The sequence below is a fragment of the Nonomuraea sediminis genome, assembly GCF_018531495.1.
GTDB classification, from domain to species: Bacteria; Actinomycetota; Actinomycetes; order Streptosporangiales; family Streptosporangiaceae; genus Nonomuraea; species Nonomuraea sediminis.
In genome coordinates, this window is record NZ_JAHDTI010000001.1 from 51,644 (window position 1) to 70,697 (window position 19,054).

The 19,054-nt window shown below is 71.6% G+C and carries 20 protein-coding genes; 5 read left to right on the forward strand and 15 right to left on the reverse strand.

Annotated features, from left to right (window positions below; all coding sequences use genetic code 11):
• Nucleotides 1–49: 49 nt before the first annotated feature.
• Both KIK09_RS00215 and KIK09_RS00220 read right to left on the reverse strand, forming a co-directional pair.
• A complete protein-coding gene (locus KIK09_RS00215) occupies nt 50–748 on the reverse strand; it encodes a response regulator (RefSeq protein WP_214316552.1) in 699 nt (232 codons plus the stop codon).
• Nucleotides 745–2,340, reverse strand: a complete 1,596-nt coding sequence (locus KIK09_RS00220) for a sensor histidine kinase (RefSeq protein ID WP_250572463.1) — start codon at nt 2,338–2,340, stop codon at nt 745–747. Before KIK09_RS00220 ends, KIK09_RS00215 begins: the two co-directional genes overlap by 4 nt.
• Nucleotides 2,341–2,469: 129 nt before the next feature.
• Here KIK09_RS00220 and KIK09_RS00225 point away from each other — a divergent pair, with 129 nt between their 5' ends.
• Nucleotides 2,470–3,060, forward strand: a complete 591-nt coding sequence (locus tag KIK09_RS00225) for a class I SAM-dependent methyltransferase (protein WP_214316553.1) — start codon at nt 2,470–2,472, stop codon at nt 3,058–3,060.
• A 38-nt stretch (nt 3,061–3,098) separates the two neighbouring features.
• The gene (locus KIK09_RS00230; RefSeq protein ID WP_214316554.1) at nt 3,099–4,280 is read left to right on the forward strand and encodes an acyl-CoA dehydrogenase family protein; all 1,182 of its coding nucleotides are present in this window, start codon (nt 3,099–3,101) and stop codon (nt 4,278–4,280) included.
• Here the strand turns inward: KIK09_RS00230 and KIK09_RS00235 are convergent.
• The 11 genes from KIK09_RS00235 to KIK09_RS00285 all read right to left on the reverse strand — a co-directional run bounded on the left by KIK09_RS00235 (nt 4,277) and on the right by KIK09_RS00285 (nt 14,327).
• Nucleotides 4,277–5,056 (reverse strand): enoyl-CoA hydratase/isomerase family protein, encoded by a 780-nt coding sequence (locus tag KIK09_RS00235; RefSeq protein ID WP_214316555.1) that lies wholly within the window; start codon nt 5,054–5,056, stop codon nt 4,277–4,279. The genes KIK09_RS00230 and KIK09_RS00235 overlap by 4 nt on opposite strands.
• The gene (locus tag KIK09_RS00240; RefSeq protein WP_214316556.1) at nt 5,053–5,967 is read right to left on the reverse strand and encodes an alpha/beta hydrolase; all 915 of its coding nucleotides are present in this window, start codon (nt 5,965–5,967) and stop codon (nt 5,053–5,055) included. The genes KIK09_RS00235 and KIK09_RS00240 overlap by 4 nt, the downstream gene beginning before the upstream one ends.
• A 9-nt stretch (nt 5,968–5,976) precedes the next feature.
• Nucleotides 5,977–6,675: a gamma-glutamyl-gamma-aminobutyrate hydrolase family protein gene (locus KIK09_RS00245; protein WP_214316557.1), complete on the reverse strand. Its 699-nt coding sequence runs from the start codon at nt 6,673–6,675 to the stop codon at nt 5,977–5,979.
• A gap of 167 nt (nt 6,676–6,842) precedes the next feature.
• Nucleotides 6,843–8,054, reverse strand: coding sequence for a cytochrome P450 family protein (locus KIK09_RS00250; protein WP_214316558.1), 1,212 nt, complete (start codon nt 8,052–8,054; stop codon nt 6,843–6,845).
• Nucleotides 8,051–9,250: a cytochrome P450 gene (locus KIK09_RS00255; protein WP_214316559.1), complete on the reverse strand. Its 1,200-nt coding sequence runs from the start codon at nt 9,248–9,250 to the stop codon at nt 8,051–8,053. The genes KIK09_RS00250 and KIK09_RS00255 overlap by 4 nt, the downstream gene beginning before the upstream one ends.
• Nucleotides 9,247–9,834, reverse strand: a complete 588-nt coding sequence (locus KIK09_RS00260; RefSeq protein ID WP_214316560.1) for a GTP-binding protein — start codon at nt 9,832–9,834, stop codon at nt 9,247–9,249. Before KIK09_RS00260 ends, KIK09_RS00255 begins: the two co-directional genes overlap by 4 nt.
• Nucleotides 9,812–10,165, reverse strand: coding sequence for a DUF742 domain-containing protein (locus KIK09_RS00265; RefSeq protein WP_214316561.1), 354 nt, complete (start codon nt 10,163–10,165; stop codon nt 9,812–9,814). Before KIK09_RS00265 ends, KIK09_RS00260 begins: the two co-directional genes overlap by 23 nt.
• The gene (locus tag KIK09_RS00270) at nt 10,162–10,551 is read right to left on the reverse strand and encodes a roadblock/LC7 domain-containing protein (RefSeq protein WP_214316562.1); all 390 of its coding nucleotides are present in this window, start codon (nt 10,549–10,551) and stop codon (nt 10,162–10,164) included. The genes KIK09_RS00265 and KIK09_RS00270 overlap by 4 nt, the downstream gene beginning before the upstream one ends.
• Before the next feature lie 17 nt (nt 10,552–10,568).
• Nucleotides 10,569–12,257 (reverse strand): ATP-binding protein, encoded by a 1,689-nt coding sequence (locus tag KIK09_RS00275; RefSeq protein WP_214316563.1) that lies wholly within the window; start codon nt 12,255–12,257, stop codon nt 10,569–10,571.
• Nucleotides 12,258–12,446: 189 nt separating this feature from the next.
• The gene (locus tag KIK09_RS00280) at nt 12,447–13,601 is read right to left on the reverse strand and encodes an MFS transporter (protein WP_214316564.1); all 1,155 of its coding nucleotides are present in this window, start codon (nt 13,599–13,601) and stop codon (nt 12,447–12,449) included.
• A gap of 60 nt (nt 13,602–13,661) precedes the next feature.
• Nucleotides 13,662–14,327: an NAD(P)-dependent oxidoreductase gene (locus KIK09_RS00285; protein WP_214316565.1), complete on the reverse strand. Its 666-nt coding sequence runs from the start codon at nt 14,325–14,327 to the stop codon at nt 13,662–13,664.
• A gap of 330 nt (nt 14,328–14,657) precedes the next feature.
• On the opposite strand from KIK09_RS00285, the gene KIK09_RS00290 reads away from it, so the two are divergent.
• Nucleotides 14,658–15,767, forward strand: coding sequence for a globin domain-containing protein (locus KIK09_RS00290; RefSeq protein WP_214316566.1), 1,110 nt, complete (start codon nt 14,658–14,660; stop codon nt 15,765–15,767).
• 19 nt (nt 15,768–15,786) lie between these two features.
• Here the strand turns inward: KIK09_RS00290 and KIK09_RS00295 are convergent, their stop codons facing one another.
• Nucleotides 15,787–16,539, reverse strand: coding sequence for a helix-turn-helix domain-containing protein (locus KIK09_RS00295; RefSeq protein WP_308163859.1), 753 nt, complete (start codon nt 16,537–16,539; stop codon nt 15,787–15,789).
• A gap of 197 nt (nt 16,540–16,736) precedes the next feature.
• Between KIK09_RS00295 and KIK09_RS00300 the strand changes: the two genes are divergently transcribed.
• Both KIK09_RS00300 and KIK09_RS00305 read left to right on the forward strand, forming a co-directional pair.
• On the forward strand, nt 16,737–17,816 hold the full coding sequence (locus tag KIK09_RS00300; protein WP_214316568.1) for a WD40/YVTN/BNR-like repeat-containing protein: 1,080 nt from the start codon (nt 16,737–16,739) through the stop codon (nt 17,814–17,816).
• Between the two features lie 4 nt (nt 17,817–17,820).
• Nucleotides 17,821–18,129, forward strand: a complete 309-nt coding sequence (locus KIK09_RS00305) for a ubiquitin family protein (protein WP_214316569.1) — start codon at nt 17,821–17,823, stop codon at nt 18,127–18,129.
• Between the two features lie 60 nt (nt 18,130–18,189).
• Here KIK09_RS00305 and thyX read toward each other — a convergent pair whose 3' ends face one another.
• Nucleotides 18,190–18,972 (reverse strand): FAD-dependent thymidylate synthase, encoded by a 783-nt coding sequence (thyX, locus tag KIK09_RS00310; RefSeq protein ID WP_214316570.1) that lies wholly within the window; start codon nt 18,970–18,972, stop codon nt 18,190–18,192.
• Between the last annotated feature and the right edge of the window lie 82 nt (nt 18,973–19,054).

The following is a 19,054-nucleotide window of genomic DNA, read 5'->3' on the forward strand; positions in this document are numbered from 1 at the left end:
CTGAGTGGGAGAAGGACCACAGGATGTCCGTCAGGAGATCAACGGGTCGTCACCCTGCCGGTGGACTCGAAAGTCCGCCCCGGGGCGGACGCACCGGGCGGAAGGCGGCGTCCACGAGCCCTGAGCGGTGGGCGACGACGGCGGCCTGGATCCGGTTGCGCAGCCCGAGCTTGTCCATCGCGGCCGCGATGTGGGTCTTGACCGTGGTCACGCCCACGTGCAGTTCCTCGGCGATCTCGGCGTTGGACAGGCCGGTGCCGACCAGCGCGAGCACCTCCAGTTCCCGTTCGGTGAGCCCGGCGGGCGGCGGCGCGGCGGCCTGCTCCTCGGCGGCCAGGAAGCGCTCAAGGACGCGCCGCAGCACCGACGGGGCCAGCAGCTGCTCGCCCGAGGCGGCCCGGCGGACGGCGTCGACCATGCGTTCCGGCTCGTCGTCCTTGACCAGGAAGCCGACGGCTCCGGCGCGCAGCGCGGCGTAGACGTTGGAGTCCTCGGCGAAGGTGGTGAGCACGACGATCCTGGTGGCGGGGCGGGCGGCCAGCACCCGTTTGATCGACTCCAGGCCGTCGACCCTGGGCATGCGCAGATCCATGAGGATGACGTCGGGCAGGTGCCGTTCCGCCAGCCGTACGGCTTCCGCGCCGTCGTCGGCCTCGGCGACCACCTCCATGTCGCCCGCCGCCTGCAGCAGCATCTTCACGCCCGCCCTGACCAGCGCCTGGTCGTCGGCGATGAGCACGCGGATCATGCCGAGCCCCTGGCGGCGGGCAGGCTGGCGGCCAGCAGCCAGCCGCCGTCCTCGTCGGGTCCGGCGCGCAGCGTGCCGCCGAGGGCTTTGACCCGTTCGCGCATCCCGGCCAGTCCCTGCCCGGAGGAGGGCAGGCGGTCCATGACGGTGGGCGGGCGGCCGTTGCGGATCTCGATGGCCAGCCCGTCGTCGGCGGTGGCCACGCTGACCCGGACCTTGGTGCCGGGGCCGGCGTGTTTGAGCACGTTGGTGAGGCCTTCCTGAACGATGCGGGCCGCCGAGGCGCGAGCCACGAGGGGCGCGCCGTCGGAGGCGGGGTCGAGTTCCAGGTCTACCAGAAGCCCGGCGGCGGACATGCGTTCGGCGGCCTCGCGCACCACGTCGGCGGGGTCGGCCAGCAGGTCGGGCTGCCTGTCGGGGTCGCGCAGCAGGTCGAGCAGGCCGCGCAGGTCTTCAAGCACCTGGTGGCCGGTGTCGCGGATGTCCGACAGGGCGTCGGCGACGGGCCCGTCGGGGGCGGCGTAGCGGGCGGCGCTGGCGCGCAGCACCATGGCGCCGACGTGGTGGGCGACGATGTCGTGCACCTCGCGGGCGATGCGCTCGCGCTCGGCCAGTTGGTCGGCGCGCACCTGGGCGACGGCCAGGCGGGCCGACTGGGAGGAGCGCAGCCGTTCCGCGGCGGCCGCGGCCTGCCTGGCGCCCAGGTAGCGGCCGATGGCGATGGGCGTGGCCACCAGCGCCATCAGCACGGCGGTGCGGAACGGCGTGACCTCGGTGCCCGGTTCGACGACCGCGACGGCGGCCAGCAGGCATCCGGCGAAGTAGGCGGCCGCGGTCCAGATCCACGAGGCCACCCGCATGGCGAACACGCCCAGCGCGATCAGGGTGAGGATCAGGCAGGTGTTGGCCACCTCCTGCAGGTAGGTGTCGGCGGCGAACAGCAGCGCGCCCTGGAACAGGAACACCATGCCGGGCAGCCGCCTGGCCACCCCGAGCGAGAGCCCGCCGAACACGGCGAACATGCCGACCACCCAGACGGGCAGCGAGCTGCTGTGCCAGGTGGTCCAGGTGCTCAGCACGGTGTCGGCCACACCGCCGCCGGCCAGCAGGATGTCGGGCGTGATGTCGCCCTCCTCCAGCCGCCCGGCGGGTCCGCGCAGGTAGGCGCCGACAACGGCGGGGAAGCCGGGCACCAGGACGGAGTAGATCCAGGAGTTGGCGGTGAAGGCCAGGCCGGGGTCGGCCATGTTGAACGCGGTGGCGGCGACCGCGGCCACCAGCGCGATCGGGATCGCCCGCCAGCCGGAGCGGTGCGCCACCACGCCGACCGCCACGCACAGCAGGATCTGGGCGGTGTTGGAGGTGAACGCGCCGATCTGGTCGGTGAAGACCAGGAAAGCCGACAGGTAGAGGCTGATCGGCAGCGGCCACTTCCTGACCAGGCCCATGGGCGCGCCGACCAGGATCGCGAAGGGCAGCACCATCACCTCGGGCAGGCCCTGCGCCAGGCCCGCCTTGCCAGACAGCAGCAGGTCGAGCCCTATTCCCGAGACCGCCAACAGGATGTCGAGCGGCATTCCACGCCAACGCATGGGCACACGGTATCCGCCAAGTACCAGCCGGCCGATCCTCCCGGCGGAGGAGTCCGCCTCCTCCAAGTGGCCGCAACAACGTCCCGACGGCGGAGGGGAGCAATGGGTGACGCACCGTAGTGTCGTGTCATGTCCAATGACACCGCGTTGTTCCTCGGCCAGTTTTTGCGAGCCCCCACCACCATCGGTGCGGTGGCGCCAAGCTCCCGGCGCCTGGCTGAGGCGGTATGCGCGCCGGTTCCCGAGCGGGGCGAGCCGACCGTGGTGGAGCTGGGTCCCGGCACGGGGCCGTTCACCGCGGAGATCCAGCGCCGGCTGTCCGGCCGCGGGCACCACCTGGCGGTCGAGGTGAACAAGCCGATGGCCGACCTGCTTGCCGCCCGTTTCCCGACGGTGGACGTGGTCAACGCCGACGCGGCGAAGTTGTGCTCTTTGCTTGGCGAGCGCGGGCTCGGGCAGGCGGACGTGGTGGTCAGCGGGCTGCCGTGGGCGGCCTTCCCCGATTCGGCGCAGCGGGAGCTGCTCGGCGCGGTGATCTCGTGCATGGGCCCCGCGGCGGTCTTCACCACGTTCTCCTACATCCACGCCATCCCGCTCAGCTCGGCGCGCCGCTTCCGCGCGCTGCTGGCCGAGCGGTTCGAGGAGGTCGTGCCCGGGCGCACGGTGTGGCGCAACGTTCCCCCGGCGTTCGTCTTCAACGCCCGCAGGCCCCGTGCGTGAATCTTGTCGGCGGGAACAGAACTTGATTCTATAGCGTGATGGATTTCACGCTTCCCGAGAGCGCGCTTGCCGTGCAGCGCGGTGTCGCCGACATCTGCTCGCGCTACGACCTGGACTACTGGCAGCGGTGCGAGGCCGACAGGCGCTGGCCCGAGGAGGTGTGGGCGGAGCTGGCCAAGGGCGGCTGGCTGGGCCTGGCGGTGCCCGAGGAGTACGGCGGCGCCGGGCAGGGGCTGCTGGAGCTGGCCGTGGCCACCGAGACGCTGGCCGCCTCGGGCGCGGCGGGCGGCTCGGCCTTCACCTACGTGCTCACGCCGGGCTTCGGCGCGCTCACCCTGGCCAGGCACGGTACGGCGGAGCAGCGCCAGCGCCTGCTGCCGGGGCTGGCCACGGGCGAGGTCGAGACCTGCTTCGCGCTGACCGAGCCGGACGCCGGCTCGAACTCCCTGGCGATCACCACCAGCGCCCGCCGCGACGGCGACGGCTTCGTCATCAACGGCCAGAAGATCTGGATCACCGGGGTGCAGCGGGCGACCTGGATGCTGCTGGTGACGCGGACGATCCCGGCCGCCGAGGCCAAGCCGCGCACGAACGGCCTGACCGTCTTCCTGGTGAACGTGCCCGAGGCGGTGGCCGCGGGCACCCTGTCCTACCGCCCGATCCCCAAGCTGGGCGCCAACACCACGCCGTCGAACATGGTGTTCGTCGACGACCTGCGGGTGCCGGCCTCCAGCGTGGTCGGCGAGGTGGACCAGGGCGCGGCCGTGCTGTGGGACATCCTGAACCCCGAGCGCATCCTGCTGGCCGCCTCGGCGCTCGGCGGGGCGGAGGTCGGGCTGCGGGTGGCGGTGGACTACGCCAAGCAGCGGGAGGTCTTCGGCCGCCCGATCGGCGCGAACCAGGCCATCGCGTTCCCGCTGGCGCAGGTCAAGGCCAAGATCGAGCTGGCCAGGCTGATGCTGTACAAGGCGGCGTGGGCCTTCGACCGGCACGAGCCGTGCGCGACGGAGGCCAACATCGCCAAGCTGACGGCCTCGCAGGCGGCCTGGGAGGCGGCGGACGCGGCGTTCCAGACGCACGGCGGGATGGCCTACTCGCTGGAGTTTCCGGTGGCCAGGCTGCTGACCGACGCCCGTATTGGCAAGGTCGCGCCGGTGACGGAGGAACTGCTCCTCAACTACCTGGCCACGCAGGTGCTCGGGCTGCCGCGCTCGTTCTAGCGGAACGTGGGCGGGCGCTTCTCGCGCACCGCCCGCACGCCCTCTTTCACGTCGGGGCCGGTGAAGCCGAGGAACTCCATGGCCAGCGAGGCGTCGAAGGTCGGGCCCGCCAGGCGGAGCCAGTTGTTGAGCGAGTACTTGGTCAGCCGGATCGCCTCCTGGGAGCCGTCGGCCAGCCTCCGCGCGATCTCCAGGGCTTTCTCGTGCACCTGCGCGTCGTCGACGCACAGGCTCACCAGCCCCATCCGCTCGGCCTCCTCGCCGGTGACCGGCTCGCACAGCAGCAGGTGGTACTTGGCCTTGGCCAGCCCGCACAGCATCGGCCAGATGATCGCCGCGTGGTCGCCCGCGGCCACGCCGAGCCGGGTGTGGCCGTCGATGATGCGGGCGGTGCGCCCGGCGACGGAGATGTCGGCCAGCAGCGCCACCGCCAGCCCGGCGCCGACGGCGGGACCCTGGATGGCGGACACGACCGGCTTGGAGCAGTTGAGCACGTTGTAGACGATGTCGCGGGCCTCGGCGAAGATCCGCAGGCGGGTGGCGTGGTCGTCGATCATCTCCTCGATCATCGACAGGTCGCCGCCGGCGGAGAACGCCTCGCCCTCTCCCCTGACCACGACCGCCCTGACCGAATCGTCGCGGTCGATGTCGCGCCAGATCTCGGCCAGTTCGCGGTGGCCCGTCATGTCGACGGCGTTGAGCCTGCGCGGCTCGCTGATCGTGATCCGCAGCACGCCCTCGGCGGGGGTGTCGGTCTTGAGCTTCTGGTAGCTCACAGCGCCTCCCGCAGCCTGTCGGCGACGTAGTCACGGGCCTCCATGGCCTGGTCGAACATGCCGGGCAGGCCGAAGAAGCCGTGCACGGCACCGTCGAACCTGCGCACCTCGACCGGGACCCCGGCCTGGGCGAGCCGCGTGCCGTACAGCTCGGCCTCGTCGCGCAGCACGTCGCACTCGGCCGTCACGATCGTGGCGGGGGGCAGGCCCGCGCAGTCGGCCAGCCGCAGCGGCGCCAGGCGCGGGTCGGCCGGGTCGGTCTTGTCCGCGTACTGATCGATGAACCAGGCCATCTCCGCGGCGGCCAGGCCGTAGCCGTCGGCGAACTCCCGGTAGGACGGGGTGGTCATGGCCACGTCCATCACCGGGTAGATCAGCGTCTGGTGGGCCAGGGTCAGTCCGGCGTCGCGGGCCTGCCAGGCGGCCACGGCGGCCAGGTTGCCGCCGGCGCTGTCGCCGACGACGGCCACGCCGCCGTTGCTCTGGTAGAAGGCGGGCCGCGCGAACAGGTCCCTGACCACGGTCCACGCGTCGTCGGCCGCCGCGGGGAAGGGATGTTCGGGAGCCAGCCGGTAGTCGACGGAGACCACCACGGCGCCGGCGCGGATGGCCAGGTCGCGGGCCACGGCGTCGTTGCGTTTGACGCTGCCGAAGACCCAGCCGCCGCCGTGGAAGTAGACGATTACCGGCAGCGCGTCGTCGCCGCGGTCGGCCCGGTAGATGCGGATCGGCACACCCTCGGCGGTCTCGTCCCTGACGAAGGGCAGCTGGGTGTGCGCGCCGCGTTTGAGCGCGAACGCGTCCTGCCCGCGCATCTCGTTGATCTTCTCCAGGTCGAGCGTGGCCAGGTCGACGCCTAGGTCCGTGGGGTACTGCGCGACGTACTCCCGCGCCTGGGGGTGCAGCGGCATGATCGCAGCCTAGCGGGCTGCCTCCACGAGCGCATCGAACAGCTTGCTGTCCGTGCCGCCTTCCTTACCCCGCTCCGGATGCCACTGGACGCCCACGCCGAAGCGGTGGCCCTGCAGCTCGATGCCCTCCACGATCTGGTCCTCCGCCCAGGCCACGGCCAGCAGGCCGTTGCCGAGCCTGCGCACCGACTGGGTGTGCGGGGACACCACCTCGATCTTGTCGCCGACGGCCTTGCCCAGCTTGCTGGAGACGCTCACCTGGATGACGTGCGGGGTGTGCGGCTCGCCGTGCCTGTCGTTGTCGAGGACCTCGGGCAGCCACGGGATCAGCGTGCCGCCCTGGGCGACGTTCAGCACGTGCATGCCCCTGGCGATGCCCAGGATCGGCACGTCCGCCTGCACGGCGGCCCTGGCCAGCGCGAGCTCGAAGCGGTCGCGGTGGGCCTGCGCCTCCTCGACCCGCTCGTCCCGCTCGGCGCCGTAGGTGTCGGCGCCGAGCGGCACGCCGCCGGCCAGCACGACGCCCCGCAGGCCGCGCACGTAGTCGTCGATCGCGTGCAGGTTGAGCGGTGGCAGCACGATCGGCGCGCCGCCCGCCCGCTCGATCGCCTTGGCGTAGGCCGGGGGTGACAGCACCGCCTCCCTGACCCACGAGCCCCAGCGGGCGGCTTCGAAGTAGGCGGTGATTCCGATCAGGGGTCGAGACATTTGGATCTCCAGGGCACGCGATGGGCTTCAGCCACTCAGCCCATCATGGCGCACACCATTTCGGTTATGTCACCTCTCCCGGAGATCCCGTTCTTTCACTTCCTCCCCCGTCGAAACGGTTCTTGTGCGGTACGGCGGGCCACACGGGCTTGCCGTACCCGAAACCCTCAGGACAGCCGGACCGGCAGCACGGCGGCGCTGTTGGAGAAAAGCGACGGCACAGGGGCGAGGCTGGACACGGGCGCTGCGAGCGACAAGTCCGGATATCTGGTGAAGAGCCCCGACAGCGCGATCGTGGCCTCCTGCCTGGCCAGGGACGCTCCCAGGCACACGTGAGGCCCGCCGCCGAAGGCCAGGTGCCGTTCCTGCGACCGGGTGATGTCGAAGCGGTCGGCCGTCTCCCCGTACCGGCCGCCGTCGCGCCCGGCCGCGCTGTAGGGCGCGAGGATGGCCTCGCCCGCCGGGATCGTCACCCCCGCGACCGTGATGTCCTCCAGCGGGTAGCGGGCCATGAAGTTGCCGATCGGCGCGTCCCAGCGCAGCGTCTCCTCCACCACCGCGTCCCATGAGCGCCCCGCGACCGCCAGGGCGAGCTGGTCGGGGTGGGTGAGCAGCGCGCGGACGGCGTTGACGATCAGGCTGAGCGTGGTCTCGTGGCCGGCGGCCAGCATCAGCCAGAGCGTGCCGGCCAGTTCCTCGTCGGTGAGCCGGTCGGGGTCGTCCTGCTGGGCGGCGATGAGGGCGCTGGTCAGGTCGTCGCCCGGGTGCGCGTGGCGCAGCGCGACCAGGCGGCCGAGCAGCAGGTAGATGTCGCGCTGGGTGGCCAGCACCTCCTCGGCGCTGGTGGTCGAGCGGAAGATGCTGTCGACCAGGTGGCGCAGCTCGTCCCGCTCGTCCTCGGGCACGCCGACCAGCTCGCAGATGACCCGCATCGGCACCGGGTAGGCGAAGTGCTGCCGCAGGTCCACGGCGCCGTCGGCGGCGGCGTGGCCCGGCAGCTCGTCGAGCAGGCCCGCGACGATCTCCTCGATGCGCGGGCGCAGCCCCTGGACGCGGCGCGGGGTGAGCGTCTGGGTGACGAACTTGCGCAGCCGGTGGTGCTCGCGGCCGTCGGCGGTGACCATGTTGGTGACCTTGACCATGCCGACCAGCGGCCAGTCGTCGGGGATCTCGCCGCTCTTGATGGCGTTCCAGTTGCGCCAGTCCTTGCTGACGCGCCGGTCGGCGAGCAGCTCGGCCAGCAGGTCGTGGTGGGTGACGGCCCAGGCGTGCACGTCGCCGGGGAGAACGACGCGCACGACCGGGCCGAGTTCGCGGAGTTCGGCGGCCTCGCCGTGATGGTCGGACCCGGTGGGGTCCAGGGTGACGACCGGGATCATGAGCGGCCTCCTGGGGTGGCGCTGAAGTGGACCGGCAGTGACGCGGGGCAGCGGGTCCACGGTGAGGGATGCGGGGTCAGCTCCCCGGCGACCACCGCGAGGCGGACGTCGGGCAGCAGGTGCAGGGCCGTCTCCACCGCGGTGCGGGTGATGAGGCGGGCGGGCACGGGGGCGGGGCAGACGTGCGGCCCGGCGCTCCAGGCCAGGTGGGCGCGGTTGCCCAGCTCGATCGTCTGGTCGCCGGTGTGCACGCGGGGGTCGGCGTTGGCCGCCGACAGGCCGAGGATGAGGGCGTCGCCGCGGCGGATGCGCTGGCCGCCGAGCTCGGTGTCGCGCAGCGCGTAGCGGGCGGGCATGTTCGTCATCGGCGGGTCGCGCCACAGCACCTCGTCCAGGGCGTCGTCCACGCCGAGCCGCCCGCCGCGCAGCCGACCGGCGAAGCGCGGGTCGGTGAGCATGAGGCGCAGCGTCTGGGAGATCCAGGTGGTCGTCGTCTCCTGCGCGGCGGAGATCATCACGACCATCGACTGGAGCACCTCAGCGTCGCCGTTGAGGTCGGGGTGGGCCAGGAAGCGGGTGGTCAGGTCGTCGGCGGGCAGGCTCTTCCTGGCGTGCATGACGCCGCCGAGGATCTCCTCGAACCTGCGGTTGCCCTCCTGGGAGTCCTCGGCGCTGCCGAACAGGGCGCGCAGCGCGGCGAGCAGCTCGTGGCCCTGTTCGACGTCCAGCCCGAACAGGTCGGCGATGGCCAGCATCGGGATGACCGCGGCGTACTCGGCCACCAGGTCAGCGCTGCCGCGCTCGGCGAAGCGGGCGATCAGCTGACCGCACATGGACTCCACGGACTTGCGCATGCGGCGCTGGTCGATGGCGCCGACCCCGTCGTCCAGGGGGCGGCGCAGCCGCCGGTGCTCGGCCCCGTCGGCGCCGATCACGTTGGGCCGCCAGAACATCATCGGCCCGAGCCCGGAGTCGGGCGGGACGACGCCCTCCTGGAAGAGCCGCCAGTTGCGGGCGTCGCGGGAGTAGAGCTTCTCCTGCCTGGCGATGGTCAGCAGCTCGTGGTAGCCCATGACGAGCCAGGCGCCCACGCCCGGCTCCAGCTCCACCCAGGCGACCTCGCCCCACTCCCTGCGCAGCCTGCGGAAGACGGCGTGCGGGTCCTGGCAGGTGGTGGTGGCCGACAGCGGGATCATGCGTTCACCTTCTGCGCGTGCTCGACCAGGGTGATCAGTGCCTCGACCGAGGAGGTGCGGCTCCTGGCGTCGCAGTCCACGACGGGCGTGTCAGGAGGCAGGTCGAGCGCCTCGCGCAGCGCCTGCGGGCTGTGCCTGCGCGAGTCGGGGAAGTGGTTGACGGCGATCGCGAACGGCAGGTCGCCGCGCAGCTCGAGCTGGTCGAGCACCTCGAAGCTGCCTTCGAGGCGGCGGGTGTCGACGATCACGAGCGCGCCCACGGCTCCGCGTGACAGGCCGGACCACAGGTCCCAGAAGCGGCGCTGGCCCGGCGTGCCGAACAGGTAGAGCGCGATGCGGCGGCCGAGCGTGATGCGGCCGAAGTCCATGGCCACCGTCGTGGTCTTCTTGCCGTCCAGGCCCGCCAGATCGTCGACGCCGACGCTGGCCTCGGTCATCGTCTCCTCGGTGCGCAGCGGCTCGATCTCGCTGACCGAGCCGATCATCGTGGTCTTGCCGACGCCGAAGTCGCCGACGACGAGGATCTTCACGGCGTGCTCCACCGTCTCGGGCAGGTAACGGTCAGCGGAGCTTGCGGAGACCATCCAGCACCTCCTGCAGGGTTTCCAGGTTCGGCCTTCCGGCCTCGGGGATGCGCGAGCGGGCGGTCAGGTGACCGGAGTCGACCAGGTCGGAGGCCAGGATGCCGACGACGCTCAGCGGCAGCTCCAGGTGGGCGGCCGCCTCGGCCAGCGACAGCAGCCGCGCGCACATGCGCAGCAGCGCCCGCTCCTGGCGGCTGGCCGAGACGGGCAGCGACCTGGCCGGATCCGCGGCGACCAGCAGCGTGTCGAGCCCGATCGTGTTGCGGGTCGGGCGCGACCTGCCCTGGGTGAGCACGTAGGGCCGGACGGCGCTGTCCTGGTAGTCGGTCATGGTCTGGCCGGAGTGCTGAAGTTCCTCTCGCCGAGCTTGTTGACCTGGGCCTGCATCTGCTGGGCGATGAGCCGGGGATCGACCACCGGGTCGGTGATGACCACCAGGTGCGAGCCCGTCCCCGCCGCGCGGGCGAACAGGAACCCGCCCTCGAAGCCGACCATGAGCTCCCTGACCGCCCTGCCGCCGCTGCCGAACTCGCGCCCCACGCTCTGGGCCAGCGACTGCAGCCCCGAGCAGGCGGCCGACAGCCGGTCGGCGACGTCCCTGTCGGTGCCGGCGGAGCGGGCCTTGAGCAGGCCGTCCGAGCTGAGCACGACCACATGCCTGACCCCCGGCACCCAGACGACCTCGTCGATCATCCAGTCCTGATCCTGCTGCTGCATGCGTTCCCCCTTCATCACTAGTCCTCCGGCTGACCTGGAGGCTCCTCGTCCTGGTCGAAGAAGGCCGCCATCCACGCGCCCGCCTGCTCAGGGCTGGGCTGCGCGGCAGGCGGCGCCGCCTCGGGCGCGTCGGCCCGTTCCCCTCGGCGGGAGCGCCTGCGCGGCAGCTCTCCCCCGCCGCCCAGCAGGTCCCCGTCGGGCGGGATCACGTCGATCGGGCCGGTCTCGTGCACCTCGATCTCGCGTACGGCCGGCGGCTCGCTCTCGTGGGGCCGGACCGCCGCCGGGTCCGTCTCGGGCGTCCCTGCTCCTCGCGCGTCCGCTTCGGCGGGCCGCACCTCGAGGGGGTCCACGTCGGCGCGCCGCACGCCGAGCGGGTCCGCGTCCGCGGGCCGTACCTCGAGGGGGTCCACGTCCGCGCGCCGCACTCCGAGCGGGTCCACGTCGGCGCGCCCCACGCCGAGCGGGTGCTGTTCGGCCTGCCGTACGGCGGGCGGCGGCGGGAGACGGGGTGGCTCGGGCGCGCGGGCCAGCGGCGAGGTGAGCGGCTCGAGCGTCTCGACGATCTCGGAGGGCACCAGCACGACCGCGCGCACTCCGCCGTAGGGCGAGGGCAGCAGGTCGGCGAGGAAGCCGTGGCGGCGTACGTAGTGGCCGATGACGGCCAGGCCGGTCTGCGGGATCTCGCCGACCTCGCCCACGTCGACCGGGCGGCGACCCGAGACGACCTCGCGGGCCTGCTCCAGGTGGTGCTCGTCCATGCCGACGCCGCCGTCGTCGATCTCGATGACCGCGCCGCGCTGGACGTTGCGGACCGCGACCAGCACCTTGGTCGAGGGCGGCGAGGACTGGGTGGCGTTGGCGAGCAGCTCGGCCACCAGGTGGATGAGCGGCTCGACGACCTGCGAGGCGGCCGCGGTGTCGGGGTCGCCGGACACCTCGATGCGCTTGTAGGCGACGATGCGGGAGGCGGCGGCGCGTACGACGTCGACCAGGGCCAGCGGGCGGGGCCACTGCTGTCCCGGCCACTCGCCGCACAGCACGGCCAGGCTCTGGGCGTGGCGTCCCTGCTGGGCGGCCGCGTGGTCGACCTGCATGCTGGACTCCAGCACGTCCGGATTGTGCGGATGGCGGTCGGCCATCAGCGACACCGTCTCCTGGATGCGGTGCGCCGAGGTCTGCACCCGCCGCGCCAGCGCCAGGACGGCCAGCCGCAGCGACTCCTGGTGGTCCCGCTCGCGTTCGGCGGTCCTGGTCACCGTGTCGAGCACGTCCTCCAGCGCGGCGGCCGCCTTCTCGTCCAGGGCGTTGCTCTGGTACGGCGCGGGCGCGGGCTGCCCGCCGAGCACGGCGGGGATCCGCACCTGCACCAGTTGCCCGATCGCCTCCTCCAGCGCGGCCGAGCGGGCGGCCAGGTGGTTGGTCCACTGGGTGTTGCGCTGCTGGAGGTGGTGCTGGAACTCCTTCTCGCGGCGCTGCATGGTGCTCTCACGCTGGGTCATCGTGCGCTGGAGCTCCCGCTGCGCCTGCCGCAGCATGCTCACCGCCACTGCTGTGAGCAGCGCGAACACGCCGGCACCCAGGGATGTCCAGACGAGGGCGGGCCTGCCGCCGGCCAGCACGGCACCCACCGAGCAGGCGGCGGCCAGCAGCGGCAGGGCCAGCGTCGCAGGCCAGAGCCACGGCGCGGGAGGGGGAGAAGCCATGATCACCTTTTGCGGAACGGCGGCGAGACGGCGGTCGGACGGTGGCGGCGCGCGATCTCACGGGGACTCTCGGTGGCGATACCGCGGTTGCGCACGCCAACCAAGATCCGATTATTCCGACTCGACCCGATCAGTCAATCGACTCCACGCGATCTGTCAGATATGTAACAAAGGTAGGCTTTGCCGCCTTTATCCACTTTTACGCTGATATCCCACTACCAGCCGCGCGATGTAGGCGGCCGCGAGGAGGGCCAGGGCGCCGCCGAGGAGCATCACCGTCGAGGGGGACGTGGCGTCCACCACGATGCCGCCCAGGAGCGCCCCGGCCGAGAGGGTCGCCTGGAAGGATGAGGTGAACAGGACCGTCGCCGCCTCGGGCGCGTCCGGAGCCGCCAGCGCGAAGAAGGTCTGCGAGCACACGGGCACCGCCCCGTACCCGAGCCCCCACACCACCAGCAGCACTCCCGCCCCGAGGGGTGACCCGCCGAGCAGGGGCAGCGCCAAGGTGGCCGCGGCGACCAGGCAGGCGGCCGCCGCGAAGACGCCCCGCGGCCGGCGCCCGGCCCACGAGCCCGCCGCGAAGTTCCCTGCGACGCCCGCCGCGCCGTACACCAGCAGCAGCCCGGTGACCAGCCCCGGCCCCGCGTCGGTGACCGTCTGCAGCAGCGGCCGGACGTAGGTGTAGGCCGCGAAGTGCGCGAGCACGATGAGGAAGGTCGCGACCAGCGCCCGCAGCGTCCCCTGACGCCCGAGCAGGCCGGCCGCGCGAGGGGCCGTGAGGGCGGGCAGCGGCGGCAGCCACACGGCGAGCGCCACGACGACGCCCACCGTCAGCACGCCCATGACCGCGAAGACCGCGCGCCACCCGGCCAGCTGCCCGAGGAGCGTCCCCACGGGCACCCCGAGCACGGATCCGAGCGGCACCGCCGAGAAGATCACCGCGGTGGCCGTACCGGCCTGCGAGGGCGTCGCGAGCCTGCCGCCGAGCCCCGAGCCGAGCGCCCAGAACCCGCCGATCACGAGTCCGACCAGCACCCGCGAGACGATGACGAGCCAGTACCCGGGCGCAACCGCCGCCAGCAGGTCGGCCAGCGCCAGCACGGCCATCAGCCCGCACAGCACCACCCGCCGGTCGGTACGGCCGGCCGCGGCGGCGACGGCCGGTGCGGCGACCGCGGCGAGCACCCCCGGCATGGTCATCATCAGCCCCGCGGTGCCGTCGGAGATGCCGAAGCTCGCCCCGATCGGGGTCAGCAGCCCGATGGGCAGGATCTCGGTGGTGACGATCGAGAAGATCCCCAGCATGACGGACACGACCGCGGGCCAGCGCGTGGTGGTGAGCATGCGCCCCACTCCAGCAGCAGGCACCCTGCGGTCGCTGGCGGGTTCAGGACCTCACCAGGCTCAGTCCGCGATCCCGACCGCCTGGCGGATCGTCTCGGGCCGCTCCAGGGCCCGCAGCATGCAGTGCGCCACGTCCGCCCGCGAGATGTAGCGCCCGCGCGGGACGTTCCGCCCGACCTCGGTCCGGTAGGACCCGGTCATGGGCTTGTCGGTGAGCTGGACGGGGCGTACCGAGGTCCAGTCGAGGCCGCTGCCGCGCAGCACGTTCTCCATCCGGGCCAGGTCGGTGTAGGTCCTGCGGAGGAACAGCTTCAGCAGCGGATACATCACCCGGCCGAGGATCACGCCGTCGCCCGGGTCGGGCGCGGCGGCGGGGAGCCCCGGTCCCGGCATGGTGGCGACGGGCGCCGCGCTGACCGCGACCAGCCGGCGTACCCCGGCCGTGCGCATGGCCTGCACGATGGCCCTGGTGCCCACCCAGGTGGTGCCCGCCTCGGAGTTGCGCGGCGGACCGAGCGCCGACAGGACCGCGTCGGCTCCCTGTACGGCGGGCAGCAACGAGGCGGAGGTGGCGTCCGCGAGATCGGCGACCACGACGCGGGCCCGCGTGGCTGGCAGCCTGCCCGGGTCGCGCACCACGGCCGTGACGTCGTGGCCGGCCGCCAGCGCCTGCTCGAGGATGTGGCGGCCCACCCTGCCCGTGGCCGCGAAGACGGTGAGTTTCACACTGTGCTCCGTTTCAGTCGTCACCTGTGTGACGGATCACGGCCGACGAGTGTGACAACAGCCATTCTTCTGTCGAATGCGATTTACTTTCACTTTCGCCCCCGAAAACAGCGCACCATTGAATGCAGAAAATAACGTTACCGTCACGGATAGTTGTGGTTCGCACCGTATTGGGGTGAAACGGTTGTGACGTCCGAGGGGCGGTGTAACACTCAATTTCGGAGCGATCGGATGAGCCGGGGCCCGCCGAACGTTCTTAACCCGGAACCGTCAGGGAGGTGGAACGACACGATCGGAATTCGATTCCGGTCAATAGGTGGGGACTGGTATATGTCGCTGAACCCGCGCCTGGTCAAGGAGAGTTTCTCTGTCGTCGAGCCGGTGGCGGACAAGGCGGCCGCGTACTTCTACGGCCGCCTGTTCGCCGAGAATCCGCACCTGCGGGGAATGTTCCCGCCGGCCATGGACGTGCAACGCGACCGGCTCTTCAGCGCGCTGACCCGCATCGTCTGGAGCCTGGACAGCCCGGACAGCCTGGCCGGATTCCTGGCCCAGCTGGGCCGCGACCACCGTAAGTACGGTGTGATCACCGAGCACTACACGGCGGTCGGCTCCGCGCTGCTGGCCACGATCCGGCACTTCGCCCGCGACATCTGGACCGACGAGATCGAGGCCGCGTGGGTGGCCGCCTACACCGTGGCGGCCGACCTGATGGTCGAGAGCGCGGAGGCGGACGCGGGCGTCTCGCCCGCCTGGTGGCTGGCTGAGGTCGTCGACCACGAGCGCAGAGCCAGGGACATCGCGGTGCTCACGCTGCGGCCCACGCAACGCCTGCCGTACACGGCCGGGCAGTACGTCAACGTGCAGACCGCCAGGTGGCCGCGGGTGTGGCGGACCTTCTCGATCGCCAACGCGCCGCGGACGGACAACACGATCCGGCTGCACGTGCGCTCAATCCAGGGCGGGTGGGTGTCCACCACGCTGATCAGGGACACCCGCATCGGCGACACGGTCATGCTCGGCCCGCCCGTCGGCACGATGTCGGCGCCCGAGCGCAGCGCGCGGGACATTCTGTGCGTGGCGGGCGGCACCGGGCTGGCGCCGCTGAAGGCGATCATCGAGCACGTGATCGCCTCCGGGCGGCGGCCCAACATCCACCTGCTGGTCGGTGCCCGCAGCGCGGCCGAGCTGTACGACCTGCCCGACCTGATCAGGATGGAGTCGTCTTTCCCGTGGCTGCGGGTGCTACCCGTGGTCTCCGGCGACCCCTGCTACGACGGGATGCGCGGCCACCTTCCCGACGTGGTCGAGCGCTTCCATTCCTGGGCCGAGCACGAGGTGTTCGTCTGCGGGCCGCCCGCCATGGTCAACGAGACCGTGCGCCGCCTGCAACTGGGCGGCGTACCGCTGACCCGCATCCACCGCGACATCGTCCACTGACCCTTCCGGAAGGCACGTTTCAGCGGAAGGCGGCGGCGGTTTGCTCGTCGGCCGGCCAGAACGTCTCGATGGCCAGTTCGGAGACCGTGACGTCGAGCGGGGTGCCGAACGTGGCGATCGTGGTGAACATCGACAGCACCTGGTCGCCGTTCCTGATCCGCAGCGGCAGCAGGATGTCCCCCGGGCCCGGCACGTGCGCCACGTTGAGCTGGACGCCCGGGTAGGTGTAGCCCGCCAGCTCGTCGTGCAGTTCGGCCAGCTGCCCGTCGCCCGACGCGTCGGCCTGGCGGCGCAGCTGGGCCAGCAGGTAGGCGCGCACCTCCGCAAGATTGAGCAGCTTGCCGCCCAGCGCCTGCGGATGCAGCGACAGCCGCATCACGTTGACCGGCTCCTGCAGCAGCTCCTCCGGCACGCCGTCCATGAACATGGCGACCGCGCTGTTTGCCGCCACCAGGTTCCACCCCGCGTCCACGACCAGCGCCGGGTACGGCTCGTGTCCGGCCAGGATCTTGTCCAGGGCCTGCCGTACCACCTCCATCTCCGGCGCGCGCACCTCGCGCTCGCGGAAGACCGGGGCGAACCCGGCCGCCACCAGCAGCCTGTTGCGGTGCCGCAGCGGCACGTCCAGTTCCTCGGACAGTTTCATCACCATCTCGCGGCTCGGCCGGGCGCGCCCGGTCTCCAGGAAACTGATGTGGCGGGCCGACACCTCCGCCTCGATCGCGAGGTCCAGCTGGCTGACCCTCCGCCGCTGACGCCACGATCGCAGCAAGTCACCAAATGTCTCTTCCTGTATAGCTAGCGCTCCCATGTCCGAAACGCTATCGATCGCAGGGAAGCGTGGCGATTACCCCCCAGGTAAAGCGCGACCAGAACGACCTTCGGCGCAATTCGCACAGACCCCGGCGGTGTCCGCAATGGCGTGACACGATGGCCAAGAGGCGAACATGGGAGCGATGGGAGCGTGAAATGAGCGAAGCGCTGCTCGCGATCGGCACCCGCAAGGGCCTGTTCCTGGCCCGTTCGACGGACGGCGGCCCGTTCGAGGTCGAACCGATCCAGTTCTCCACGGTCGCGGTGCCCTCCGTGGCCATCGACACCCGCGAGACGACGCCCCGGCTGCTGGCCGGGATCGAATACGGACACTTCGGGCCATCAGTAATGTACTCCGACGACCTCGGCAAGACCTGGCAGGAGGCCTCCAAGCCGCCCATCGCCTTCCCCGAGAGCACGGGCGCGACGCTGGCCAAGGTCTGGCAGCTGCTGCCCTCGCCGTCCGAGCCCGGGGTGGTCTGGGCCGGGGTCGAGCCGGGCGCGCTGTTCCGCTCCGAGGACAGGGGCGTCACCTACCAGCTGGTCCAGGGGCTGTGGGACCACCCGCACCGGGATAAGTGGCAACCCGGCGGCGGCGGGCTGTGCCTGCACACGATCATCAACCACCCGAGCGACCCCGCGATCATGGCCGTGGCGGTCTCCGCCGCCGGCTTCTACCGCAGCACCGACGGCGGCGGCAGCTGGGAGGCGTCCAACCACAACATCAGGGCGCCGTTCCTACCCGAGGGTCAGCAGTACCCCGAGTTCGGCCAGTGCGTGCACAAGGTCGGCATCGACCCGGCCCGTCCCGAGCGGCTGTACCTGCAGCACCACTTCGGCGTCTACCGCAGCGACGACTTCGGCGGTTCCTGGCGCGACATCGGCTCGTCGCTGCCGTCGGACTTCGGCTTCCCGATCGTGGTCCACCCCACGCGGCCCGACACGGTGTACGTGCTGCCGCTGCAGGCCGACATCGACCGCACCCCCGTCGACCACCACTACCGGGTCTTCCGCAGCCAGGACGCCGGCTCGACCTGGGAGCCGCTCTCCGAAGGACTGCCCTGCGAGCCGGTGCACGCCAGCGTGCTGCGGGACGCGATGACCGCCTCACCCGCCGGGATCTTCTTCGGCACGCGCGACGGCGAGGTGTACTGCTCACGCGACGACGGCGAGACCTGGACGCGGGTGGCAGGGCACCTGCCCGACGTCCTGACCGTGCGCGCGACGGTGCTGTAGTTCCATGGCCAAACCCGTGACGCTGGTCGTGTTCGTCCTGCCCAGCTCGCTCCGGCACTGGGTCAGCGGCGAGACGGAGGTCAAGGTCTTCGCCGTCGGAGCCGACCACGAGACGCCGCCCACCCTCGGCTCGGCCCTGGACACGCTCCGGCGTACCCATCCCCGCCTCGAGGAACGCCTGCGCGACGACTACGGCCGCATCAGGCGCCACATCAACATGATCATCTGCGGCGAGAACGCCCGCGGCCTCGGCAGCCTCGACTGCGCCCTCCCCCCGGCCGCCGAGGTCTACGTCCTGCCCGCCCTCGCCTGACACCACGAAGCGCTGGGCGAGCGGCGGACGAAAAGCCACTCGCCCAGGCGAGGAAGGGGGTCAGACCTTGCGCCAGCCGGGGATCCAGGCGCCGTCCTCGACCACGTAGTCGCCGAAGAGGGCGGGGGCCTCCTTGCGCATGAGTTCGCCGATGCGCTGGAACAGCAGGCGGATCTCCTCCTCCGCCCCGGCGGCCGTCCGGGCCTCGATCGTGTGGCGCAGCGTGCGGACGTTGGCCGTCCACACCAGCCCCGTCGCCAGCCCCTCGGGAGCGAAGCGCCGCATGAAGGACGTGCGGTGCTTCTTCTCCGCGAACGGCACGCCTTCCTCATCGAGCCCGAAGTGGTCGGCCATCCACATCTGGAACTGCTCCAGCTGCTCCAGCATCGACGTGGCCCGCTTCATCAGCTCGGGGTCCTCCTGCGCCCACTCGGGGAACCAGAACGGCAGCTCCGTGAGCCGGACGAAACGCAGCGACTCCTGGGAGATGGCCACGCCCGGGCGGTGCCGTACCAGCTCGTGGGTGAGCACCCGGCTCACGTTGTGCAGCACGAAGCTGAAGGAGACGTGCTCGAGCACCGAGCCGTGCGCGCTGGCCAGGATGTTGCGCAGGTAGTCGTCCTGGTCGGTGCGGATCTTGACCACGTTGGGGTTGAGGCCGGGCTCGAAGGAGCGGTAGCACAGGCGGCCCGCGAACTCGGCCAGGTTCTGCGCGTCGAGCTCGCCCCTGTCGAGTCGCTCGAGCCAGCTCTCACCGCCGACCTCGCCCAGGTATCGGGCCAGCTCGTCGTAGTCCAGCTCGGGACGGGCGACGATGAAGACCTCGGGTTCGACGGTGCGCATGGCGAGCCCCCGCTCGGTTCGGCGATGTGACGGCCCAAGCAAACCAGCTCCCGTCCCCCAACGCGAGCCGCCCCGCAAACCC

Excerpts from the sequence above, each read along its gene's own strand:
- KIK09_RS00215 (WP_214316552.1), bottom strand. The coding sequence starts at position 748 with ATGATCCGCGTGCTCATCGCCGACGACCAGGCGCTGGTCAGGGCGGGC.
- KIK09_RS00220 (WP_250572463.1), bottom strand. The coding sequence starts at position 2,340 with ATGCGTTGGCGTGGAATGCCGCTCGACATCCTGTTGGCGGTCTCGGGA.
- KIK09_RS00225 (WP_214316553.1), top strand. The coding sequence starts at position 2,470 with ATGTCCAATGACACCGCGTTGTTCCTCGGCCAGTTTTTGCGAGCCCCC.
- KIK09_RS00230 (WP_214316554.1), top strand. The coding sequence starts at position 3,099 with ATGGATTTCACGCTTCCCGAGAGCGCGCTTGCCGTGCAGCGCGGTGTC.
- KIK09_RS00240 (WP_214316556.1), bottom strand. The coding sequence starts at position 5,967 with ATGCCGCTGCACCCCCAGGCGCGGGAGTACGTCGCGCAGTACCCCACG.
- KIK09_RS00245 (WP_214316557.1), bottom strand. The coding sequence starts at position 6,675 with ATGTCTCGACCCCTGATCGGAATCACCGCCTACTTCGAAGCCGCCCGC.
- KIK09_RS00250 (WP_214316558.1), bottom strand. The coding sequence starts at position 8,054 with ATGATCCCGGTCGTCACCCTGGACCCCACCGGGTCCGACCATCACGGC.
- KIK09_RS00255 (WP_214316559.1), bottom strand. The coding sequence starts at position 9,250 with ATGATCCCGCTGTCGGCCACCACCACCTGCCAGGACCCGCACGCCGTC.
- KIK09_RS00260 (WP_214316560.1), bottom strand. The coding sequence starts at position 9,834 with ATGGTCTCCGCAAGCTCCGCTGACCGTTACCTGCCCGAGACGGTGGAG.
- KIK09_RS00265 (WP_214316561.1), bottom strand. The coding sequence starts at position 10,165 with ATGACCGACTACCAGGACAGCGCCGTCCGGCCCTACGTGCTCACCCAG.
- KIK09_RS00270 (WP_214316562.1), bottom strand. The coding sequence starts at position 10,551 with ATGCAGCAGCAGGATCAGGACTGGATGATCGACGAGGTCGTCTGGGTG.
- KIK09_RS00275 (WP_214316563.1), bottom strand. The coding sequence starts at position 12,257 with ATGGCTTCTCCCCCTCCCGCGCCGTGGCTCTGGCCTGCGACGCTGGCC.
- KIK09_RS00280 (WP_214316564.1), bottom strand. The coding sequence starts at position 13,601 with ATGCTCACCACCACGCGCTGGCCCGCGGTCGTGTCCGTCATGCTGGGG.
- KIK09_RS00290 (WP_214316566.1), top strand. The coding sequence starts at position 14,658 with ATGTCGCTGAACCCGCGCCTGGTCAAGGAGAGTTTCTCTGTCGTCGAG.
- KIK09_RS00300 (WP_214316568.1), top strand. The coding sequence starts at position 16,737 with ATGAGCGAAGCGCTGCTCGCGATCGGCACCCGCAAGGGCCTGTTCCTG.
- KIK09_RS00305 (WP_214316569.1), top strand. The coding sequence starts at position 17,821 with ATGGCCAAACCCGTGACGCTGGTCGTGTTCGTCCTGCCCAGCTCGCTC.
- thyX (WP_214316570.1), bottom strand. The coding sequence starts at position 18,972 with ATGCGCACCGTCGAACCCGAGGTCTTCATCGTCGCCCGTCCCGAGCTG.